15 protein-coding genes and 3 pseudogenes are annotated in these 21,795 nt (G+C 70.2%); 10 read left to right on the forward strand and 8 right to left on the reverse strand.

Annotation, left to right across the window (positions count from 1 at the left end; genetic code table 11):
- The first annotated feature begins 315 nt into the window (after positions 1–315).
- Positions 316–1,295, forward strand: a pseudogene (locus RV986_RS51055) (cytochrome c oxidase assembly protein).
- A 519-nt stretch (positions 1,296–1,814) separates the two neighbouring features.
- Here RV986_RS51055 and RV986_RS51060 read toward each other — a convergent pair.
- Positions 1,815–2,231, reverse strand: a pseudogene (locus RV986_RS51060) (GNAT family N-acetyltransferase); the annotation flags it as partial.
- 206 nt (positions 2,232–2,437) lie between these two features.
- On the opposite strand from RV986_RS51060, the gene RV986_RS51065 reads away from it, so the two are divergent.
- The 4 genes and pseudogenes from RV986_RS51065 to RV986_RS51080 all read left to right on the forward strand — a co-directional run bounded on the left by RV986_RS51065 (position 2,438) and on the right by RV986_RS51080 (position 7,497).
- Complete coding sequence (locus RV986_RS51065) at positions 2,438–3,346, forward strand: hypothetical protein (RefSeq protein WP_475923939.1); 909 nt, start codon at positions 2,438–2,440, stop codon at positions 3,344–3,346.
- Between the two features lie 171 nt (positions 3,347–3,517).
- A pseudogene (locus tag RV986_RS51070) lies at positions 3,518–3,943 on the forward strand (ATP-binding protein); the annotation flags it as partial.
- A 746-nt stretch (positions 3,944–4,689) separates the two neighbouring features.
- Positions 4,690–5,970: an MFS transporter gene (locus RV986_RS51075; protein ID WP_475923940.1), complete on the forward strand. Its 1,281-nt coding sequence runs from the start codon at positions 4,690–4,692 to the stop codon at positions 5,968–5,970.
- Positions 5,971–6,099: 129 nt separating this feature from the next.
- Complete coding sequence (locus RV986_RS51080) at positions 6,100–7,497, forward strand: cytochrome P450 (RefSeq protein ID WP_475923941.1); 1,398 nt, start codon at positions 6,100–6,102, stop codon at positions 7,495–7,497.
- 144 nt (positions 7,498–7,641) lie between these two features.
- On the opposite strand, the gene RV986_RS51085 is transcribed toward RV986_RS51080, so the two are convergent.
- Positions 7,642–8,550 carry an endonuclease/exonuclease/phosphatase family protein gene (locus RV986_RS51085; RefSeq protein WP_475923942.1) on the reverse strand — a complete coding sequence of 303 codons (909 nt, stop codon included), beginning with the start codon at positions 8,548–8,550 and terminating at the stop codon, positions 7,642–7,644.
- A 1,156-nt stretch (positions 8,551–9,706) separates the two neighbouring features.
- On the opposite strand from RV986_RS51085, the gene RV986_RS51090 reads away from it, so the two are divergent.
- Positions 9,707–11,977 carry a M4 family metallopeptidase gene (locus tag RV986_RS51090; RefSeq protein ID WP_475923943.1) on the forward strand — a complete coding sequence of 757 codons (2,271 nt, stop codon included), beginning with the start codon at positions 9,707–9,709 and terminating at the stop codon, positions 11,975–11,977.
- A 64-nt stretch (positions 11,978–12,041) separates the two neighbouring features.
- Here the strand turns inward: RV986_RS51090 and RV986_RS51095 are convergent, their stop codons facing one another.
- From RV986_RS51095 to RV986_RS51120, 6 genes are all read right to left on the reverse strand, one after another.
- Entirely contained in the window at positions 12,042–13,148 is a 1,107-nt protein-coding gene (locus tag RV986_RS51095) for a PP2C family protein-serine/threonine phosphatase (protein WP_475923944.1), read from the reverse strand.
- A gap of 117 nt (positions 13,149–13,265) precedes the next feature.
- Positions 13,266–13,553, reverse strand: coding sequence for a DUF6010 family protein (locus RV986_RS51100; RefSeq protein WP_475923945.1), 288 nt, complete (start codon positions 13,551–13,553; stop codon positions 13,266–13,268).
- A gap of 119 nt (positions 13,554–13,672) precedes the next feature.
- On the reverse strand, positions 13,673–15,805 hold the full coding sequence (ligA, locus tag RV986_RS51105) for an NAD-dependent DNA ligase LigA (RefSeq protein ID WP_475923946.1): 2,133 nt from the start codon (positions 15,803–15,805) through the stop codon (positions 13,673–13,675).
- A 142-nt stretch (positions 15,806–15,947) separates the two neighbouring features.
- Positions 15,948–16,334 carry a roadblock/LC7 domain-containing protein gene (locus RV986_RS51110; RefSeq protein WP_475923947.1) on the reverse strand — a complete coding sequence of 129 codons (387 nt, stop codon included), beginning with the start codon at positions 16,332–16,334 and terminating at the stop codon, positions 15,948–15,950.
- A 203-nt stretch (positions 16,335–16,537) separates the two neighbouring features.
- Positions 16,538–17,404, reverse strand: coding sequence for a hypothetical protein (locus RV986_RS51115; RefSeq protein WP_475923948.1), 867 nt, complete (start codon positions 17,402–17,404; stop codon positions 16,538–16,540).
- Complete coding sequence (locus RV986_RS51120; protein ID WP_475923949.1) at positions 17,401–17,751, reverse strand: hypothetical protein; 351 nt, start codon at positions 17,749–17,751, stop codon at positions 17,401–17,403. Before RV986_RS51120 ends, RV986_RS51115 begins: the two co-directional genes overlap by 4 nt.
- A 160-nt stretch (positions 17,752–17,911) precedes the next feature.
- Between RV986_RS51120 and RV986_RS51125 the strand changes: the two genes are divergently transcribed.
- The 4 genes from RV986_RS51125 to RV986_RS51140 all read left to right on the forward strand — a co-directional run bounded on the left by RV986_RS51125 (position 17,912) and on the right by RV986_RS51140 (position 21,717).
- Positions 17,912–18,277 (forward strand): hypothetical protein, encoded by a 366-nt coding sequence (locus RV986_RS51125; RefSeq protein ID WP_475923950.1) that lies wholly within the window; start codon positions 17,912–17,914, stop codon positions 18,275–18,277.
- A 176-nt stretch (positions 18,278–18,453) separates the two neighbouring features.
- Positions 18,454–18,969: an alpha/beta fold hydrolase gene (locus RV986_RS51130; RefSeq protein WP_475923951.1), complete on the forward strand. Its 516-nt coding sequence runs from the start codon at positions 18,454–18,456 to the stop codon at positions 18,967–18,969.
- Positions 18,966–19,115 carry a hypothetical protein gene (locus RV986_RS51135; protein ID WP_475923952.1) on the forward strand — a complete coding sequence of 50 codons (150 nt, stop codon included), beginning with the start codon at positions 18,966–18,968 and terminating at the stop codon, positions 19,113–19,115. Before RV986_RS51130 ends, RV986_RS51135 begins: the two co-directional genes overlap by 4 nt.
- 418 nt (positions 19,116–19,533) lie before the next feature.
- Entirely contained in the window at positions 19,534–21,717 is a 2,184-nt protein-coding gene (locus RV986_RS51140; protein ID WP_475923953.1) for an elongation factor G, read from the forward strand.
- Positions 21,718–21,795: the final 78 nt, after the last annotated feature.

The raw sequence follows: 21,795 nt of genomic DNA on the forward strand, positions 1-21,795 counted from the left end.
CCATGGGAGGCACCGACTCGGACTGCCTGCGCTGCGCGCTCGCCGCACTCCTTGAGCGCCATCGGGGTGGGCCCGGCGGACGTGGACCGAGTGACCGCCGCTCTTCCTCGTCACCGCGCCGCTGGCCGCTGTGCCCCCGGCCCAGCCATACGGTGACTCCGGTGAGGGTGGGACCGGCCCGGGGGAGTACGCGGCGTAGGGTCTCGGCAGGTCTGGTTCCTCTTTCCGGCCCTTCGTGGAGATCCGGCCGGGCTCGGCTCATGGACCGGTAGGAGGACGGGCCGGGTGTCCGCCGTGTTGATGGAGGAGGTCGTGATGGGGAGTCTGCCTGAGCTCACCACGGGACGGCTGCTCTCTTCATGGCACCTGGATGTGCCCGCGCTCCTGCTGGTCGTCCTGCTCGGCGCGCTGTACGCCTGGGGGCAGCGCGGTTGGCACGGCGGGGCGAGCGGTGGCCCGTGTCCCGCGTGGCGGCCTTCGCACTGCTCGGCCTCGGCACACTCGTTGTGGCCACAATGTCCGCGCTGGCCGTGTACGACCGTGCGCTGTTCTGGCCGGCCGCCGTCCAGAACATCCTCCTCGATCTGATCGCCCCGCTCGGGCTGGCGCTGGGCGATCCGCTCCGACTGGCACTCCGGGCCCTGCCCGAGCCGGCCGCCGACCGCGTACGGCGGGTGATGACCGGACGTCTGATGCGCCTGCTCACCTTCCCCCTGGTCAGCACGGCCCTGGTCCTCGCGACCGAACTGACGGTGTCCTTCACGCCCTACTTCGAGACCGCCCTGCGTGACGGCCGGCTGCACGAGCTGATGTATCTGCACCTACTGCTCGCCGGAAGCCTGTTCGTGGTGCCGGTGCTCACCCGCGAGGAGGCACTGCCGAAGTGGTGCACCCATCCGGTCCGGGCGGCGCTGGTGTTCCTCGACGGGGTCATCGACGCCGTGCCGGGCATCGTGGTGATGACCCACGGCACGCTGATCGCCGGGGCCTGGTATCTGCACCATGCCCCGTCCTGGGCGCCGGACGTGCACTATGACCAGCAGTTGGGCGGCGGCGCCATGATCGGCATTGCCGAACTGGTGGCGCTGCCCCTCCTGCTCACCATCCTTGTGCAGTGGGCGCGCACCGAACGTGCCGAGACCGTCGCCCTTGACCGCCGCCTGGACACGGAGTTGGTCCCGGTGGCCCCCATGGCGCGGGAGTCCGCGCAGGGGCCGGACCTCGTCCGTCCGTGGTGGGAGACCGAGAACAGCGAAGTCGCGCAGCGCATCCGGCAGCAGCGGCCGGGACGCTGACACACGCCGGGCGGCAATCTGTCTGTCCAGGCGGCCCTGGAGGCGGCGACGGCCGTCCACCGGAAGCGGCCGACGGGCACGGCACCGACGTACGGCGGCGCATCCCGGATCCCTACGACACCGAGGACAACCGAGCCCGGCGCCGCCGCTGTCGGGGACTCGCCGAACAACTCGGCACCCGGCCCGAGACCGTAGCCCTGGCTTGGAGGAGCGCCAGGAGGATGGGCTCCGTGTGAGCGCGGGCGACAGCCGGACGGGTGTCACCCACCGCGAGCAGTACATGCTCGTGCCACTGTGCCGAGGCACGGCAGTCGGCACCGGCGACGGTATCGGCGGGCTTGCTGTCACCGGCCTCGCCGCATCGTAGGCGCGCCGGGTGCGGACCGGGTCAGGTGTGGGACTGCTCCGGACCCTGGTCGGGGCGATGTCGCCGCGCAGCACGCTGTAGCGCACGACATCCGGCCACCGCCCGTCGCGGAACACGGTGCTGCGCAGCACGCCCTCGCGGGTGAAGCCGGCCTTCTCCAGTGCGCGCTGCTCGGCGATGTTCTCCGTCTCGGTGTCCGCTTCGATCCTGACCACCGGAGTGTGTGCGAACAGGTACCGTGTCAGCAGTCGTTGGGCCTGTGTGCCGACACCGCGGCCCCGGCCCTCCGGCAGCAGTTGGGCTCCGATGTTCCAGCAGTGCGAGTTCCGTGAGGTCGCGACCTTCCGCCAGGCCACGAAGCCGAGCCGGTCGGCGCCGGTCACCACCATCAACTGGCCATCCCCATCGCTCAGCAGGCCGTCCTGCACCCAGCGCCGCCGCCAGCGTCCTGGGTCCGACCACCCGAGCCATGGGAACGGCCCGGTCGCCTCCGGATCCATCAGGAACCGTTCGAGCACCGACAGGTCATCCTCGATCACTGGACGCAGTATCACGGGATCGTCGCTCATCCCGATCACTCTAGGCCCTGTCGACGAACGCAAGGGCAGCCGGTTCCTTGTCCTCGTCGGTACCCCTCAGTCATGAAGCGCCCCAGGGAGGGCCTCGGCTCCTTGGCGGAAACCTTGTTGCCGGCGCCCGATCGAGACCGGCCATCGGCTTGCGATTTTCGATCTATACGATAAGACGTCCTGTGGGTGGTCGAGGGGAGAAGCCATTGCTGGGGGCGGTCGATGAGCGCCGCGCCGCGCTGCACCGGATCGCGTTGGCCACGGGGCATGTGCTGCGCGGCGAGTGGTACGGCATGGTCATCGAGCCGGTACGGCAACTCCTGCGCCGAGGGCTGTCCGGACTCGTGCTGGCGTTCGTGGCGGCGTTCGGTGTCATCTTCTTCCACGCGATGGCTCAGTACCCGACCGGCGCGGCGGTGGTGAGGCTGATCGGCGGGGTCAAGGGCAGTCTGCCGCTGCCCCTGGCCCTGCTGCGTACCCCTGTGTCGCTGTACGTCCCCGCCCTCGACCTGCCCGTGTGGGCGGGCATCACCCAACTGTTCCTCGCGTTCGCGCTTGCCGAACTCGCGCTGGGCAGGGCCCGGACCCTGGCCATCGCGTACGCCACCACGTTGGCCGGCACCCTCACGGTGCGTGTGATGATCGGGCTCGGCCCGGGCTGGTGGGGTCTGGGTCTGTCGCCCGCGATCGGGCAGGTGCTCGACACCGGACCGTCCGCCGCGGTGGTGGGTCTGTTCACCTACCTCGCGGTCGTCCGACGCGCTCCCATCGTGTTCGTACTCACCGGTGGTTCGATGGTGTGGGAGTCGATCGCCAAACCCAACCTGGCGGGCCGGGAACACCTGATCGCCGTAGGTGCCGCCATCGCCCTGGCCGTATTTCACGGACGCTGCCGAAGACAGTTGCAGGCCCTCGTGGCCCCGCTGTGGACGGCGCGTCGCCGCCCACTCCGTCCTGCCCCGGCGCACCACCGGGCAGGTCAACTCCCCGTGGCAAGTACCGAGGAGCGAGTGCCGGAGACGAGGCTCTCCGGGGCGTTCCGGGAGACCCCGGACGATGTACCGCCGGTCAGCCCTTGTCGAGCAGGCGCCCCGTCTGGTTCTTCTTGGCACTGAGCACGTTCGTGGTGATCTGAACGGCATCGAAAGGCTTCAGGAGGGGCAGCAGGAGGAGCAGGGGTGCGCCGCCGCAGGGTCAGCGGTGGTGGCCGACAACGGCGGTCACCATGTGCTGCAGGGACCTGGCGTACAGGTCCGGGCGCAGCACGGCCAGGACCCCCATGAGGGGTCACGCTGCTGCGGGCCTCCGGCGGCCGCGCCACCGAGCTCACCCCGCAGCCCACGCTCGCCGACCTCCCGGCACTCGTCTCGACCGGCGGCATCGACGCCGAACTGACCGGTGAACTCCCGGCGGACATCGGTACCACGGCACAGCGCACCCTGTACCGCACTGTGCAGGAGGCGCTCACCAACGTCCGCAAGCACGCGCCGGGCGCCACCGCGATCGTACGGCTGTGGCAGGACCTCGGTGGCTTCGGGGTGACCGTGACGAACACCCCGTCCCCCCGGCCGTCACTGCCACTGCCCGGCTCGCACCAGGGGCTGATCGGACTCGGGGAGCGTGCCGAACTCCTGGGCGGCACCTTCGAGTCCGGGCCTGTCGTCGACGGCGGATACCGTGTGTCCCTGCGGATCCCGGCCGACGCGGACTGATGTCTCAGGGCACCGGGAATGCCGGCGGCAGAGTGCGTGCCAGGGGTGGATCCCGCGCCATTTCCGCCTGAGTGAGGCATTCCGCCGAAGCAAGGTAATCCGCCGAAGCGAGGCCTTCCGTCGAAGCGAGGCTGCCGCCGGGTTGACGGCGAACGGCTCACGTCCCCGTCGCGCCGAACAGGCGGTGTCTCGTCCCTACGACCTGCCTTCACATGAGCGTCGCGCGATCGATCGACCACCCGTATGGCGGCTGTCTGGCGGCTGTGCGAGGATCAAGTCGAGACCTGGGGATTTTCCTGGGACCGATGTCAAATTCGGCCGTCGGACGCGACTTTGGCTGATTACCCTTTCGGGTGATCCGAAAGTATCCGCTACCTTGTGGCTGCACTAATGTTGATGCCTGAACAAGGCACACGTCAGTGCCCCCTTCCCCGGCTTCGGTCATGTCGATTCATCCCGCATGCCCGTTTTCCAACTCGTCTTCGTTCCGAGCGGAGTTCGCGTGACCCGACATCGCACCATGGGGTGGACGAACAGTGTTCTCCGTGCCGGTCCCGGTGGCGAGGCGGGCCGCACCACCCCGTAGGTGCCGCCGGTTTCCGGTGGACTGCCGCTGTCGGAAGTCATCAAGGGCTTCCGTGCCGCGGACGGCGGGGCGGCCACCCGCACCCTTGAACGTCTCACCTGCTTGCCCGGGTCTACCGGGCGCTTCCCCATCACAGCTGAGTGAAAGCCCCCCATACTCCGTGACCATTCAACTGTACGAGGGCCTGCCGGCCGGTCGGCACGCAGCCGTTCCTCCCGGCAGCCTGCTCCGCCGGGTCTACGCACCGCGTGCCTTCGACGCGCTCGCCTTCTCCATGTCGACGTACGCCATGCCGCTCCTGGTACTGGCGACGACCAACTCCGCCTCGCTGACCGGGCTGGCCTTCGCCCTTGAGTGGATCCCGCGCGTGGCGGCCTTCGGTCTGGCCGGCGATCTGGTCGACCGGCGCGGGGCCGCCATCGTGTTCTTCCTCGCCTCCTCGGCGCGGGCCGTCCTGGTGGCCGGCGGCAGCGTCGCGCTGACCATGCTGGACCGAGGGACGGCCCAGACGCTCGTCGTGATGGCGCTGGCCGCCGCCACCGGCACGCTGACGCAGTTCAGCTTCATCGCCAATGAGGCTGTGGGCGCAATCGTCAGCCGCCGCGCGGACACCCAGGCGCACAAGGTCCAGGCCGTGCTGATCGGTATCGACCAGACCGCGACGCTCACCGGACCCGCACTGGGAGGTGTGCTCCTGCTGGTGGGACCCGTCCACATGCTCGTGGTCCTGAGTGTGCTCTCGTCCCTGGCGGCGGCCCTCGCCCTGCAGACCCCGCCGACCCCGCTGCGCGGCTCGCAACACGGCCCCATACAGCGAGGAGAAGGCCTCAAGACGGGCTGGCGGACCTTGCGTTCGCTGCCCGCCCTCGGCTGGCTGGTGGGCGGGCTGACCGTCTCCAACCTCGCGCTCGGGCTGCTCCAGTCCGCCAGTCCGATCATCGTGGTCGAGCACTTCGGTTATTCCCCCGCGGCCGTCGGCACCCTCTGGTCGGCGGCCGCCGCCTCCACACTCCTCACGGTCACCGTCTGCCGGTTCGCGCTCAATCGGCTGGGACTGTGGGGAGTCGGCGTGGTGTGCTCCACCGTCGCGTCCGCCGCCGGTCTCGCCCTGGCCCTCGCACCCACGTACATCGCCTACGTCGTCCTCATGGCGCTCTTCATGGCGGGTGACGGCGGCCTGACCGTCGTCCTGCGTACGTTGCGCTCCCTCCTCATCCCGGCGGCCGTCTTCGGCAGCACCCTCTCCCTGACCATCCTCCTTCTGCTGCTGCCGTTCCCGTTCGCGGGCATCGCGGTCGCCCTCACACCACCCTGGGCTCTCGGCTACGTCATCGCGATGTGCGCCGCGCTGCAAGCCGTCGCCCTCGGTCTCGCCTTCCTGCGGCTGCGCATCGAGCCGGTCATGCGCGCCCCCGCGAAACCCGCGCAGGCCACCGCCTGATGCGCGGAGGGAGCCCCGCATCCGTGCATGGGCGCAGGCTGGGGTAGGGTCGGCCAGCGGTTCGTAGCCACCCAACGGTTACGTCTCGGTGCGGGGACTGTCGGAGGGCTGCGAGCGGTGGAATCCCACATGGGGGACGGCGGAACCATGGACCTGGACGACACGCGGCTGGAGGCGATGACTCCGCAGCCGCTGATGACCCGGGACTACGAGACACGCCCCGCGCTCGTCTACGAGCGGCTGAGGCAGCAGCATGGCCCGGTCGCGCCGGTCGACCTGCTGGGCGTACCCGCCTGGCTCGTGCTCGGATACCGAGAGTCGCTCGAAGTCCTCCAGGACGACGAGGCATGGCCCAAGGGACTGGAGAACTGGCGGGCCCGGTCGGAGGGCAGGGTTCCCGCCGACTGGCCGCTCGGGCCCTCCCTGGAGGTCAACCACGTTCTGATCCAGGGTGGTTCCGGTTACCCGCCGCTGCGGGCGGCGTGGGACGCGGCCCTCAGACCCTTCCAGGACCCGCGCCACGCCCAGGCTAAGCGGCTGAAGAACGCCGTCACCGCCCACGCCGACGAACTGATCACCCTGCTGGGACAGGGCGGCGGCACGGGCGTTGCGGACCTGTCGGCACAGTTCTCACGACCGCTGCCGCTGATGGTGGCAAGCCATCTGCTCGGCTTCCCGGGCTCACAGGGCGACGACGCGCTGATGGACATGTGGCGGGTGCTCGACGCGGGGCCGGACGCGGAACCCGCCCTGGAACGCCTGCTGGAGACCCTGGTGGAGCTGGCGGCGGGCAAGCGCGCGCGGCCGGGCGACGACTTCCCCTCCTACCTGCTGGCCGCGCACCCGGACCTCTCGCTCGACGCGCTGGCCCGTGAGCTGTTCATGCTGCTCGGCATGACGTCCGACCACGTCGGCATCCTCATCTCCAACACCGTGGTCGAGGTCATCGCGGGGGAGGGCGGTGCGCGCGCCAGCCTCTCCGCGGGGATGGTCAGGGAGACCATGAACCGGGTGGTCATGCGCAAACCGCCGCTGGTGAACTTCGTCCCGAGGTTCGCGGCGAAGGACACCCCGCTCGGGAACTACACGATCCGCGAGGGCGACCCGGTGTGGGTCTCCTCGGCCGCCGCGCACGCCGATCCGCTGTTCGCCGACCGCGTGGTGGAAAGCACGACGATCAGCACCCGCGCGCACCTCGCGTGGGGCGCGGGCCGCCGCCAGTGCCCGGCGCGCGAGCTGGCGTCGACGGTCGCGGCGGCGGGCGTGAGCCGGCTCTTCGAGCGCTTCTCGAACCTGGAACTCGCGCTCCCGGTCGACCAACTGCCCTGGCGCTCCTCCCCGTTCATGCGCGGGCTGCGGTCGCTGCCCGTGCGGTACGAACTCGCTCCGTCGTCGGCCCTCTCGGCCCCGTCGGCCCCGGACGAGCCGGAAGACGGCACCTTGGGGTCGGTGACGGCGGATCAGGCAGTCCAGGGCCGATCGTCGCTCTGGCGGTACCTGACAGGTCTGATCCGCACAGGCCACTGACCCGTACCGCGAACTCCCGAGCCCGGCCCCCGACATCAAGGGAACTACGTAGTCCCCACCCCTGCGTTGTCAGTGCCCGTGTCGCCAGGCCGGCCTCGTGAACCACGCCGCACTGGGCTCAACGGGCTGAACCGGCAGGCAGGTTCACAGCGGCAGTTCCAGCACCAGTGGCAGGTGGTCCGAGATCCCCGTCCCCGGCGTGCGCACCGTGCTCACCTCGGCCATGTCGAGCCCGGTCGCGAGGATGTGGTCGAACTGCACGACCGGACGATGCGCGGGAAAGGTGGAGGTGCGGGCCAGGTCCCGCCAGCCGCGGGGCGGTGGGGTGGTGCGTGCTTTCCGGGGCGCGTTCAGCACGGCCCTGGGCAGGACACCGATCAGGTTGAAGTCGCCCAGCAGCACATGCGGTCGGGGCAGGTCGGCGATCCAGTCGCGGACGGCGAGCAACTGCCCGACGTTCCACCCCGGGACGAACGACAGATGCACCGCCACCGCCGTGAACGGGCCGCGTCGCCCCTCCAGTACGGCGGCCAGCGCCGCGCGCGGCTGGTCCCGGGCCATGGTGAGGCCGGCCTGCCCGGCCATCCGCAGAGGCAGTGCGAGGGGCGCCGGGGCCAACCGCCGGGCCCTCCAGCCTCGTACCGGAAGCCGGGACAGCAACGCGATGCCGTGCGAGGGGAGATCGGTGTCCGAGCCCACGTCCTTCGGGCCGTAGACCCGCAACCCCGGTTCGGCCGGGTCGAGGACCCAGCCCCGGTCCGGTGTGTCACGGCCGTGAAACGCCGTCGCGTAGCGCCAGTCCTTCAACCCCGCGGCGTCGGCGGCCACCTGTGCCTGGTCGACCCGGCCCGACCGTTCCTGGAGGCGGTCCAACTCCTGCAAGGCCACGACATCGGCTTCCAAGGACGTGACAGCCCGGGCGAGCGGCTCTCCTGCCGGGTCCACGGCGTGGCGGGACAGTGGGCGGCCGTCGTCCCCCATCGGCCGACCGTGCAGCACATTGAACGTGGCGAGCCGCACCCGCCCGCCATGCACCCCGTGTGCCCCATGCATCCCGTACTCCATCGGTTTCATTCGGTCGGATTGAGTTCGAAGGGGCTGAGCGACGACGGTGTCGGGTCCCACGGGTAGCGGGGTCGGGAGTAGGGGAGATCCGAAGACCCGGGGGCGGGCGTCGCGGAGGGCGGGGACATCCGGTGGCCGGCCACCCGCTCGGTCGGTAACTCGACGCTGTCGGGCGCTGGTGGACTGTCGGCGCACGAGCGCCCGTCGATGCGCAGCTCGGTCCGCCGCAAGGAATCCATCCCCTGATCTTCGCAGGGAATCCCGGCCTTCAGGCCGGGCGGGAACGCGATCCTTGGTCCGGACGCACCGCAGCGCGCGGCGACTGACGGGCGGAGAGCGGAGCGGTGGTGCGCCGAGTGCGCGACGGGCCGCCCGGCAGACGAGGACGACGCACGCCGCAGCTGCTCCCTCGTACGTACGGGTCGCCCCCGCGTCACCCGTGGTCCGGCCCAGGTCGGAGTCACTGACGTGGCGGGACTGGGCCCGACTGGGGGGCATGAGCCTGGCTGTCCCCCTGGTCCTCGTCGTGGGCCTGATCCTCGCGCGCTGAGTCCCTGCGGTCCGATACACCGATACACCGATACACCGATACACCGATACACCGATACACCGATACACCGATACACCGAAGCCCGAAGCCCGAAGCCCGGCGTCTGAGGGCTGACGGCTGACGGCTGAGGGCTGAAGGGCTGGCGGAGGGCCGACGGGTTGGGAGAACCGGGAGCCGCGCCCTGCCGACCGCCTCCTGGATCTCCCGCGTCTGCTGGATCTCTTGGATCTGCTGGAACTCCGGACAGGACACCGGGCGGCTCGCCGACCCACCTCGCGAACCGTCCGGCAGCGGCTGAAAAGTGCCGTGAGCCGGGCGAAAGTCCAGCAAGCAATAGTCAGTTTCAGCCGTTGCTTTGTCATCTCCATGACAAGAAGGCATATGCGGTGCCAGGCTGCTCATGAACGTTCATCGTTCCTTCACACCCCCCACCTGTTGCGCGCCGCCGAGTTCGGACACGCCCACCCCACGTCACATCGGGCGTCACCTCACGCAGCGCCCTTCCCTGCTCAGCGCGTTGCCAGCCGGCCACACCCTGCCGGCCCGCTCGCTCGGCCTCGACCATGGGCCGATCGTCGCCAGAAGGAGAAGCCCTTGCTATCGCCCCACCGCTCCTCGCACCGACGCAGATATGCCGCAGCGCTGGCCCTCACCACCGCCAGTACGCTGCTCGCCGCCGGTTTCCACACCGGTGTCGCGTCCGCCGCTCCCCGCGACCGCGGCCACGCGAAGATCGTCGCCACCCCCCGGGCCGGTGCGGCCCCGGCGAAGCTCTCTGCCGCCACGCACGCCGCGCTCATCAAGAGCGCGACCGCCGCGGTCGGCGACACCGCGAAGAGCCTCGCCCTCGGCTCCAAGGAGAAGCTGGTCGTCAAGGACGTCGAGAAGGACGCCGACGGCACCACGCACACCCGCTACGAGCGCACCTACGCCGGTCTGCCGGTCCTCGGCGGCGACCTGGTCGTACACGTCAAGGACGGCCGCACCACCGTGTCCGAGGCGAGCAAGGCCACCCTCAAGGTGCCGACGACCACCGCCCGCGTCACCTCCGGAACCGCCGCCCACAAGGCACTCGCGGTCGCGAAGCAGGCCGACGCCACCCGTCCCGCGGTCGACGGTGCTCCCCGGTTGGTCGTCTGGGCAGGCGGCGCCACGCCGGTCCTGGCCTGGGAGTCGGTGGTCGGAGGCATGCAGGACGACGGCACGCCGAGCGAGCTCCACGTCATCACCGACGCCACCTCGGGCAAGGCCATCTTCGACTTCCAGGCGGTGCGCACCGGCACCGGCACCGGCCAGTACAGCGGATCGGTTCCGCTCGGCACCACACTGTCCGGCTCCACGTACCAGCTGCTGGACGGCGACCGTGCGGGCCACCGCACCTACGACCTGAACCAGGGCACCTCCGGTACCGGCACCCTCTTCACGGATGACAACGATGTCTGGGGTGACGGCACCCAGAGCAACCGGCAGACGGCCGGCGTGGACGTCGCCTTCGGCGCCGCGGCCACCTGGGACTACTACAAGGACGTCTTCGGCCGCAACGGCATCCGCAACGACGGCGTGGCCGCCTACAGCCGGGCGCACTACGGCAACAGCTACGTCAACGCCTTCTGGTCCGACACCTGCTTCTGCATGACGTACGGGGACGGCGCGAGCAACACGCACCCGCTGACCGCCCTGGACGTGGCCGCCCACGAGATGAGCCACGGCGTCACCGCCGCCACCGCCAACCTCACCTACTCGGGCGAGTCCGGCGGCCTCAACGAGGCGACCTCGGACATCTTCGCCGCCGCGGTGGAGTTCCACGCCAACCTGTCGGCCGACGTCCCCGACTACATGGTCGGCGAGAAGATCGACATCAACGGCAACGGCACCCCCCTGCGGTACATGGACAAGCCCTCCAAGGACGGGGCGTCCCGTGACAACTGGGACTCCTCGTTGGGGAGCATCGACGTCCACTACTCCTCCGGACCGGCCAACCACCTCTTCTACCTGCTCTCCGAGGGCAGCGGCGCCAAGACCGTCAACGGGGTCTCGTACGACAGCCCGACCTACGACGGCGTGCCCGTGACCGGCATCGGTATCGAGAACGCCCAGCGGGTCTGGTACCGGGCGCTCACCACCTACATGACCTCCACCACCAACTACGCGGGTGCCCGGACGGCGACCCTCCAGGCCGCGGCCGACCTCTTCGGCGCGTACAGCGACACCTACCTCGCCGTCGCCGCCGCCTGGGCCGGGATCCACGTCGGTGACCGGATAGCGCTCGGCGTCAACGTCTCCCCGATCGACGACCAGATCAGTGGCGTCGGCCAGCAGGTTTCCCTGCAGACCAGCGCCTACACCACCAACTCCGGCGCCGGTCTGACCTACCAGGCCACCGGTCTGCCGGACGGCCTGACGATCAGCGACACCGGCCTGATCTCCGGCGTCCCGACCACCACCGGGACGAGCGCCGTGACCCTGACGGTCACCGACAGCACCGGAGCATCGGTCGCGGAGAGCTTCAGCTGGCGGGTGGCGAACATCTTCGCCAACGGCACGCGCGTCGACATCCCCGACGTCGGAGCCGCGGTCGAGTCGCCGATCACCATCACCGGCCAGACCGGGAACGCCTCGGCCACCACCCAGGTCTACGTCAAGATCATCCACACGTACCGCGGTGACCTGACGGTCTCCCTGGTCGGCCCCAACGGCACCGTCTACTCGCTGCTGAACCACAGCGGCGGCAGCGCGGACAACGTCGACCAGACCTTCACGGTCGACGCCTCCGCGCAACCCGTCAACGGCACCTGGAAACTGAGGGTCCAGGACACCGCCTCGATCGACGTCGGCTACATCCAGCAGTGGACGCTCACACCCTGATCTCTCCACCGCCCGACCTCGCCCGCCCGGCCCGCTGCACGCGGCCCGGGCGGGCGAGTCGTTCTCACCCCGGCTTGTCGATAGCGCAGGGCGTGAGCACCAGCATCGTGACGTCGTCGCGAACGCTGGTGCAAAACCGTACGAGGTCCTCCCACACGTGGTCGGTGAGTGCGGCGGGCTCCTCCTGGGCGAACGCGGTCAGACGTTCGGCCAAGGGGTAGAAAGCACCTGCACTGTCGCGGCTCTCGGCCAGTCCGTCGGACCCCAGGAACAGCCGGTCACCGCGTTCGAGCCGGACGGTGCAGATCCGCGGAGGAGAGATCTCGAAGAATCCCAGGCCGAGTGGAGCTCCCGCTTCGAGAACCAGTTCGACGGCCTTCCCGTCGCGCAGCAGGAACGGATGCGGATGTCCGCAGGACGTCAGCCGCACCGCGTCCGCGTCGGCCGAGAACTCCAGCAGCAGAGCGGTCGCGAACAACTCGGCGTGCTCGGTCTGGGCCGAGTCCACGATCAGCCGGCGGTCGAGGCGCGCCGCGGCAGACATCAGGTCGCCCTGATCGAGCACCGTCTCCCGGAACGCCCCGAGGAGCGAGGCGACCGTCGCGACGGCCGACAGTCCGTGGCCCTGTACGTCGCCCATCACGGCTCGTACGCCGAAGGGGCCGTCGCGCACGTCGAAGAAGTCGCCGCCCACCAGCGTCTCGCGCTGCGCCGCCCGGTACAGAGCCTCGCACCGCACCGGGCCGACCCGTTCGGGGAGCGGCGGCAGTACGGCGAGCTGGGCGGCCTCCGCGACGGTGCGCACCGTGACCAGGTGGGCGTCGCGTCGGCTGCGCACCAGGGATATGACGACGCTGAGTATCGCGACGAACGTGATGGTCAGCAGGTCGGTGTTGCCCGGATGGTTGAGCCGGAGCGCCGGTACGTACAGCAGGACGACGACGACGCTGCCGAACGCGGCCGTCGCCACCGGTCCGTACGAGAGCACGGCCAGGGACGGGATGGCGCCGAGCAGGAAGCCGATGTCGAGGGCGCGCCGACTGAGGAGTTCGGCGACACAGACGCCCACCAGCAGGGCCGGTGGCAGCACGCGCACCCAACGTGGTGGCGGCGCGCCGCGCAGCCAGCCGCGCTCCTCACGGTCCCGCCGCCGCGGGACGGCCGCGCCCATAGAACTCCTCCCTATGTCACCACGCTCCTACGTCCGGGTGCCGAGCGCATCACGAAGGGTTCCGGAGGCAGGCCGAGGAGGATCCTCAACACCTGCGTGCCGCGGGCACGTGCGGCCCTACGCGCGCGACGCGTCGGACGCGGACGAGGGGCGGCGAGAGAACCAGGAGCTGATCAGGGTCGGCAGAGAAGGACCGCCGCGCAGGCACCAGACGGCGATCACCGGGTCGCAGATCGCGCACCCGAGCGACGAGTGCGAGGCGAACGGGATGATCGGGGCTCCCCGCAGATGGTGCAGGACGTCCCAGGCGGTGTGCAGCAGCCAGGCGACGCCTGTCCAGACGTACGAGTCGAGACCCCGGTAGGCGCAGTAGGTGACCGCGGCGGTGAAGACGAATTCCCGCACCGACGCACCAAGCCGTCCGGGACCCCGGATGCCGACGGGCGGACGGCGGTTCTCATGCGGCGGACGGCTCAGCTGAGACATGGACCCAGCTGAGACATGGGCTCAGGTGAGACACGGGCTCAGCTGAGATAGTCGGCGATCAGCGTGGCGAATTCGTCGGGGGCGGCCAGTCGGATCCCGAGGGTTTCGGCCTTGGCGCGCTTGGATCCGGCGCCTTCTCCCGCGACGACCAGGGTGGTCTTCTTGGAGACGCTGGAGGAGGAGCGGCCGCCGGCGCGTTCGATGAGCTCGTTCATCTGGTTGCGGCTGAGCTTCTCCAGCGCGCCGGTCATGGCGCCGGTGACCACGACCGTCATCCCGGCCAGCGGCCCACCCGTCGGCTCCGTGCCCTGTGCACTGCCGCCGGTCTCGCCGGTCTCGCCGGTCTGGTCGGTCTGGTCGCCCTCGTCGGTCTGGTCGGTCGCGGGGACGGGCGGGGTGGCGCCCGGTTCGGTCATATTGACCCCGGCCGAGGCGAGTTTGTCGATGAGCGGGGCGAGTTCGGCGAGTTCGGCGACGATGGACGGCGCCTTCTCCGTGCCGATGCCCTCGACCTGCCGCATCGTTTCGGCGTCGGCGGCGCGGAGGTGGTCCATGGTGGCGAAGTACCGGGCGATCCGGCGGGACATGGAGCGGCCGGTGCCACGGACCCCGAGCGCGCACAACACCCGCGACAACGGCTGGCCCTTGGCCGCGCCGATCGCCGCCAGGAGGTTGTCGGTGCTGGTCTCACCCATCCGTTCCAGGTCCAGGAGCTGTTCACGGGTGAGGGCGAACAGGTCGGCGAGATCGGCGACCAGGCCGGCTTCGACGAGCTGGACGACTCGGGTGTGTCCGAGGCCTTCGATGTCCAGCTGGTCGCGGCCGGCGGCGTAGGAGAGGGCGGCCACCAGATGGCAGTTGCGGCCCATCTCGCAGCGCCAGCGCTGCTCGCTGGTGTCGATGCCGGCGCCGCACCGCGGGCACATCTCGGGGAAGACGATCGGCTGTTCGTCGCCGGTGCGCAGATGGGCGACGGGGGCTTCGACCCGGGGGATGACGTCACCGGCCCGGTGGACCATGACGTGGTCGCCCAGGCGCAGGTCGCGGCGGGTGATGTCGGCGGGGTTGTGGAGGGTGGCGTAGGTGATGGTGGAGCCGTCGATCTCGACCGGTTCGAGGACGGCGCGCGGCGCGATGATGCCGGTGCGGCCGACGTTCCACTCCACCTCCACCAGCCGGGTGATCTTCTCCACGGCAGGCAGCTTGTAGGCGATCGCCCAGCGCGGGGCGCGCGAGCCGGACCCGGCTGTTCGCTGATCGGCGGCCAGGTCGGCCTTGACGACGATCCCGTCGATCCCGAACGGCAACTGGGCCCGCAGTGCGGCGATTTCCTTCACCCGGGTCAGGACCTCCTCGACCGTGTCGACGGCGGCGCCGGGCACGGCGGTGGTGGCGGTGGTGCCCACTCCGTACGCGGCGGTTTGGGCCATCAGGTCGCTGTGCGCAAGTTCGTCCAGCCGCCCGGCGAGCCCGGCGTCGGTACCGGACAGGGGCAGCAGGCCGTAACCGAAGAACGTCATCGGTACGGTGTAGACGCGGTCCTTGGCGCGCAGGGTGCCCGCGGCGGCGTTGCGCGGGTTCGCGAACGGCTGCCCGCCGTGCGAGGTGCGCACCTCGTTGGCGTACTCGAACTGGGCCGTGGTCATCAGGACTTCGCCGCGCACCTCCACCGTGACCGGCTCGGCCAGCTCCCTCGGCAGCCCCTCGACGGTGCCGATCGCGTGCGAGACGTCCTCCCCGGCCGTCCCGTCGCCGCGCGTGATCAGCTGTGTGAGGCGACCGCGGGTGTAGCGGGCGGCGATCGCCAGGCCGTCGAGCTTCGGCTCGACACTGAACCGCTCCACGTCATGGCCGACACGCCGGGCGAGCGACGCGGTCCACGTGGTGAACTCCTCGGGCGAGAACACATTGTCCAGGCTCAGCATCGCCACCGTGTGCGGGACATCGCCCTCCGCGGCGCCACCTGCCACCTTCCCGGTGGGCGAATGGGGCAGGACCTCGTCGGGATGGCCGGCCTCCCAGGCCGCGATGGCGCGCACCAGCCGGTCGTACGCGTCGTCGTCCAGCACCGACGTGCCGCCCGCGTAGTAGGCGGCCGAGGCCTTCACCGCGTTCTCGACCGCCTGGGCGTAGGCGGCGGAATCCATGATCGCTGCTGCAGATGTCGTCATGTCGGTCATCCTGCACGGCACCACTGACAATGCCCCGGCACGGCCGCCACGCGGTCACCGGTGCCCCGCCCGCCACGGTGACGCGGCCGGAGGAAAGCCAACCCGTGTGAGGGACATCCGCAAGCAGAGGCAGGCCCTGCCCTCAAGAAGTCACGTCGGCGTCGAGATGCCGGGCGAGTTCCTCCACCACCGCCGGGATCTCGCGGCGGAACGCGGCGAGGTCGAGTCCTTCGTCGGCGACCACGACGAGCAACGCGCGGCTGCCGACCGCCGTGACGATCACATGTCCCGTGCCGCAGCGGGCGCTCATCTCCCGGAGAGTGCCCGTTCCGCCCTGCTCGGCGAGACGGTGCCCCAGGGAGAGGGTCGCCGCGGCGATCGCCGCCATCGACTCGGGGTGCGTCTTCTCGGCGTCCGCCGCGACCAACAGTCCGTCCGCCGTCGCCAGGACGCTTTCGGTGACACCCATCACGGTGTCCCGAAGTGTGGCAAGGAGGCCGTGGACAGGATCTGACGTGGCTTCACTCATGGCTTGTCCTATTTCCTTGTCGCATGAAGGACCCGGTGCGGCACGCGCTGCGGGTCAGCAGCCGCCGAAACGGCTTGAGCGGTGGTGTCACGTTGTGTTCGAGGGTGTGTTGTCCGACGGCAGGGTCGTGGTGCGACGAGTTCTGCGGCTGTGCCGTCGAGACCTCGGCGGTTGTCGTGCGGGCGGGTGCTCCCGCGAGTGCCTCAGCGAGGTGGGGTCGGGGGGGTGTGCGGGGGCGGTTGCGGGGCGTTGGTGCCGGGGACGCGTCGGGGGAGAGCGCTGAAGCCGGGTCCGGCCGGATCGGGGGCGGTCCCGTGTGGTGGGATCGCCCGTGGTGCGGTGCTGGGCCGCTTGGGGGCAGGGGCGCGGGTTTCGCGCTCGATGAGTTCCCAGTCCTCCAGCTGCTTCAGGTCGAGCATGACGGCGTACAGCCCGCGGCCGAGCGCGAACGCGATGTCCCGGGAGGTGCGCCGACCGTCCGCGCGATCCAGGACCTCCTGGTGGCGTGCGGATCGCGCACGTGGGACACCGGTGTCGTGGACGGCGGGGATCTGATGGATACGGGAGCGCGCGCGTTCACCCGCCGAGCCGTGCTCGTCGGACAGACGGGCGAGTCGGTTTGCGGTTTCCCGTATCAGCCGCTCGGGGCGGATTCCGCGTCCTGACCGTACGACAGGTGTCGCCTCCACCACTTCCCAACTCTCCGGCGTGGTCAGCGCGAGAGCGAAGGCTCCGTCGAACAGGGCCGCGATACAGACGACTTCGAACTCTGCCGCACCGATCAGTCCACGACGGGTCAGTTCTTCGCCGATCCGCTCGTACGACGGATCGGTGGCGCAGGCGGCGGCCCACGCCTGCTCGGTGATCCGGCCCGACCTCAGCAGCAGGCCCTCGACGGTGGGAGTACCAGGCGTCTCGACGGCGACGACCAGGCCACCGCGCAGATGGATCGCACCCCCGGGGGCGCCTGAGACGAGCACGGCGCAGTCACGTTTCTGCTCACCCAGGGCGGTCAGTAGCGACGAGACGTTGCGTGGGCCGGTCGGCTGTTTGATGGTCAGGTCGGTCATGTCAGAAGGGCGTCGGCGCGCTGGGTCAGGTCCTGCAGGGCCCAGGCCACGTTGGCCCGGGAGCGGTCCACCGTCGTCGACAGCAGTAGCGGGTCCCCCTGCCGCTCTATACGAAGGATCACCTGGTGCTCTCGCTGGGTGGACACGATCACGCTCTCCACTTCGCCTTCGAAACCGGCCCTGTTGAGGCGGTTGCCGGCCAGAACAGCGAGGTCGTGTGCGTCGTCGCCCGCGTGTGCGTCACCCACCACCGCGTAGACGAGGCCTGTGACCGCGTCCGTGAGCGTGGCGCCGGTGATGCCGGGCGCGGCAAGAAGACCAGTGAGTGCTTCGTCGAGCGATGGCATCGGTTCCCCCCTTCACTGATCGCTCCGTGCACAGTACTTTAAGAGCCAACTAGCGCACCATTGAACGAATGTGGCGTTCTTTAGGCTCCTGCGCAACACCATAAGATCGAAGTCCTCGAAGGTCTTCAACCCTCGAGGATCAGGAAACGAGGGCAACCAGGTGAACATCGAGTCCACTCTCAAGGAAGCCATGACCATCGACGGGGCTCTCGGCGTCGCATTGGTCGACTACGACAGTGGTATGTCCCTCGGCGTGCTCGGCGGCGGCCCCGGCCTTGATCTGGAACTCGCCGCCGCGGGCAACACCGAGGTCGTCCGGGCCAAGCAGCGCACCCTCAAGTCCTTGAACATGCAGGACTCGATCGAGGACATCCTGATCACGCTCGGTGAGCAGTACCACCTGATCAGGCCGCTGAACGCCTCTTCCGGCACGCTCTTCCTCTACTTGGCACTCGACCGGGGCCGCAGCAACCTCGCCCTGGCGCGTCACAACCTCAAGCGCCTGGAATCCACTCTGCAGGTGTGACGCCGCACCGCCGGTGACCGATCCGCGGGACGTCGGACGACTGATGTCCCGCGGGTGGCGGAACGTTTTGCCCATGGGTCGGGTCGGGACACGGGAAGAGCTGCCATGCGGGGCCGAACGCGGATGTCGACCTTCGACGCGCAGGGGCGCGGACGGCCGCGGCCGGTGCGGCCCTGGTGCCGCTTCGTCACTCGGGTTCGGCCCGTGCCGCTGTGCTCGTCCTGCACGGGGGCCGGGCCGACAGCACGGCCCCCGCACGGCCCTGGAATGTGGCGGCGCTGCGGATGCGGCCGTTCGTCCGGGCCGTCGCCGCGGCCGTGCCGGACGACGAGGTCTTCCTCGGCCGGGTGCGCTACCGCCTCCGAGGATGGAACGGTTCCCGGGCCGACGCCGCCCGTGACGCCCAGCAGGCCCTCGTGGAGCTTGCCCGTCTCGTGGACGAGGTTCCGGTGGTCCTCGTGGGCCATTCGATGGGCGGTCGGGCCGCGCTGCGAGCCGCGGCGGCGACACAGGTCGCGGGAGTGGTGGCGCTGGCCCCATGGTGTCCGGAGGGGGAACCGGTGACCCACCTCCGGGACAAGCGAGTGATCGCGCTGCATGGTGACCGGGACCGGGTCACGGATCCGGCGGAGTCGATCGCGTTCGTCGGTCGAGCCCGGTTGGCGGCTCCCGCGCGGGTGTCCTGCTGGTGAACGGCGGTGACCACGCCATGCTCCGACGCGGCGGAACCTGGCACCGCGCCACCGGCTCGGCGGTCGCCGAACTGCTGACGTCCACCGAGCCGCCCGGTGGACTGCTCGCCCAGGCGTTCTCGGCAGCCAAGAGCGGTCTGCTGTGAGGTGATCCGCGACCTGCGGGGCCTGATACCCGGGGCCGGATGTCCGGGGCTGGATGCGCGGTGCCGGGCTGGAAAAATGCGGTGCGTCGACCGCTCCGCGTTGCCTACACTCGCCACACATCGTGACGAGTGAGGGGAGCCGGGCCGTGCGTTACCGCACCGCTGTCGTTGTTCCCCGGTCACAGTACGAGGTGATCCTCGTGTCTTCGGGTGCCCGGTGCCGGCTGCGCGGCCGGGACCGGTTCTCCGCGACGAACATCTGACCACTGTCTGCCCGTTGTCGGGTGGATCGACCACGGCATCCCGATGGGATGTGCCGTGGCGAGAGGTCACTGCCCGGCCCGTGGTCCGACCGCGGGCCGTCTCGTCCGGAAATCGCGCCGACCCGTTTCCGGATCATCGCGAAAGGCCACGGACCGTGCGTACCGACCTGCACCGTCACCTCACAAGTCCCCTTGCCGCCGTACGCAATCTGGGCATCCTCGCCCATGTCGATGCGGGCAAGACCACCGTTACTGAGCGGATCCTGTACGTCACGGGGACCACGCACAGACGGGGCGAGGTCCATGACGGAACGACCGTCACCGACTTCGACCCCCAGGAACGCGATCGTGGCATCACCATCTTCGCCGCGGCCGTGAGCTGTGACTGGGACGACCACCGCATCAATCTGATCGACACTCCGGGGCACGTCGACTTCTCCGACGAGGTGGCGCGTTCGCTGCGGGTGCTCGACGGAGCCGTGGCGGTGTTCGACGCCGTCGCGGGAGTCGAGCCGCAGAGCGAGTCGGTATGGCGGCAGGCGGACCGGTACGGAGTGCCGAGGATCGCGTTCGTCAACAAGCTGGACCGCGTCGGCGCCGACCTCGACACGGCGGTCGAGTCGATCAGGGAGCGGCTGCATCCCGCCCCGCTCGTCGTCCAGTTGCCCATCGGTACGGAAGCCGGGTTCACCGGTGTGGTGGATCTGCTCCGTATGCGATCGCTGGTCTGGGCGGACGGCCGCGACACGGTCGAGGAAGGTCCGGTACCGGAGGCGCTGGGTGCCGAAGCGGACCGTCGCCGACGGCGGTTGGAGGAGGCGGTGGCGGAGCGCCACCCCGGCGCGCTGGAGGAGTTCTGCGCGCAGGGGACCCTCTCCGCGCAGACTCTGGCCGCCGCGCTGCGCGACCTGACCCGTTCCGGTGACGGTGTGGTGGTGCTGTGCGGCTCCGCCTACCGCAACCGCGGGATCGAGCCGCTGCTGGACGCGGTGCTGGCCTACCTGCCCTCGCCCCTGGACGTGCCCGCGGTACGCGGCACCCGGGACGGCACGGAACAGGAACGGCTCGCCGATCCGGCGGCACCGTTCGCGGCACTGGCGTTCAAGGTGAACGCGACCGCCACGGGGCGGCTGACGTACCTGCGTGTCTATTCGGGAACGATCCGGAAGGGAGAGACGGTGTGGGAATCGGGTGCGCGGCGCACCGAGCGGATCGGCCGGATCCTGCGGGTCCAGGCCGACCGCCACGCCCAACTGGAGCAGGCGGTGGCCGGGGACATCGTCGCGGTGGTCGGGCTGAAATCGGCCCGCGCCGGGTCGACCCTGTGCGCCCCCGGGGCTCCGCTGGTCCTCGAACCGCCGACGGTCGCCGATCCGGTCGTCTCGGTGGCGGTCGAGGCGGCCTGGAGCGCTGACACGGAACGCCTGGTGCAGGCGTTGACGCGGCTGGTCGAGGAGGACCCTTCGCTGGTCGTCCGCACCGACCCCGAGACCGGACAGATGGTGTTGTCCGGCCTGGGGGAACTGCATCTGGAGGTGGCGGTGGAGAAGATCCGGCGCGCTCACGGACTGGACGTCCGGGTCGGTCGACCGAGGGTGGCCTACCGGGAGACGGTCGCCCGCGGAGTGTCCGGACTGGTCCACCGGCACGTCAAGCAGGACGGCGGCGCAGGTCAGTTCGCCCACGTCGTTCTCGACGTGGAGCCACTGGAGGCCGCCCCGGGCACAGCCGACCACATCGGTGACGCCAACGACATCGGCGGCAACGTCGGGAAGGTCGGGAAGGTCGGTAACGGGGACAACCGTGACAACACCCACGTCAGCGTGACGCGCTTCGAATTCCGCTCCACCGTCGTCGGTGGACGGGTACCGCAGGAGTACGTCCGGGCCGTGGAGGCCGGCTGCCGCGACGCGCTGGCCGAGGGGCCGCTCGGAGGGCATCCGGTGACGGGACTGCGGGTCGTCCTGACCGACGGAGCGACCCATCCGAAGGACTCTTCGGAGATGGCGTTCCGGACGGCCGGTCGGCTCGCGCTCCGGGAGGCGCTGCGCGCCAGCGCGATGGTTCTCCTGGAGCCCGTGGCCGACGTCACGGTCACCGTGCCGGACGACGCCGTGGGCGGCGTGCTCGGCGACCTGGCGGCGCGACGCGGGCAGATCGCGGGATCCGTCCCGCGAGCAGGCACCGTGGTGATCACCGCGACCGTGCCGCTGGCGGAGTTGTTCGGCTATGCGACCAGGCTGCGCAGCCGGACCCAGGGCCGGGGAGTGTTCACCACCCGGCCCGCCGGCTACGCCCCGGCACCGAGCTCGGCGTCCGAGGGGACACCGGCCCGGTAGCCCAGTGACGGTCCCGCCCGCGCACGGGCGGGACCGTCTTCACTCGCCGCCTCGCCGGCTGGCTCCTCGGGTTCGCAC

The organism is Streptomyces sp. RLA012 (assembly GCF_056270325.1).

Coding starts and splice junctions, on each gene's coding strand:
- RV986_RS51080 (WP_475923941.1), top strand. CDS start 6,100: ATGGGGGACGGCGGAACCATGGACCTGGACGACACGCGGCTGGAGGCG.
- RV986_RS51085 (WP_475923942.1), bottom strand. CDS start 8,550: ATGCATGGGGCACACGGGGTGCATGGCGGGCGGGTGCGGCTCGCCACG.
- RV986_RS51095 (WP_475923944.1), bottom strand. CDS start 13,148: ATGGGCGCGGCCGTCCCGCGGCGGCGGGACCGTGAGGAGCGCGGCTGG.
- ligA (WP_475923946.1), bottom strand. CDS start 15,805: ATGACGACATCTGCAGCAGCGATCATGGATTCCGCCGCCTACGCCCAG.
- RV986_RS51110 (WP_475923947.1), bottom strand. CDS start 16,334: ATGAGTGAAGCCACGTCAGATCCTGTCCACGGCCTCCTTGCCACACTT.
- RV986_RS51115 (WP_475923948.1), bottom strand. CDS start 17,404: ATGACCGACCTGACCATCAAACAGCCGACCGGCCCACGCAACGTCTCG.
- RV986_RS51120 (WP_475923949.1), bottom strand. CDS start 17,751: ATGCCATCGCTCGACGAAGCACTCACTGGTCTTCTTGCCGCGCCCGGC.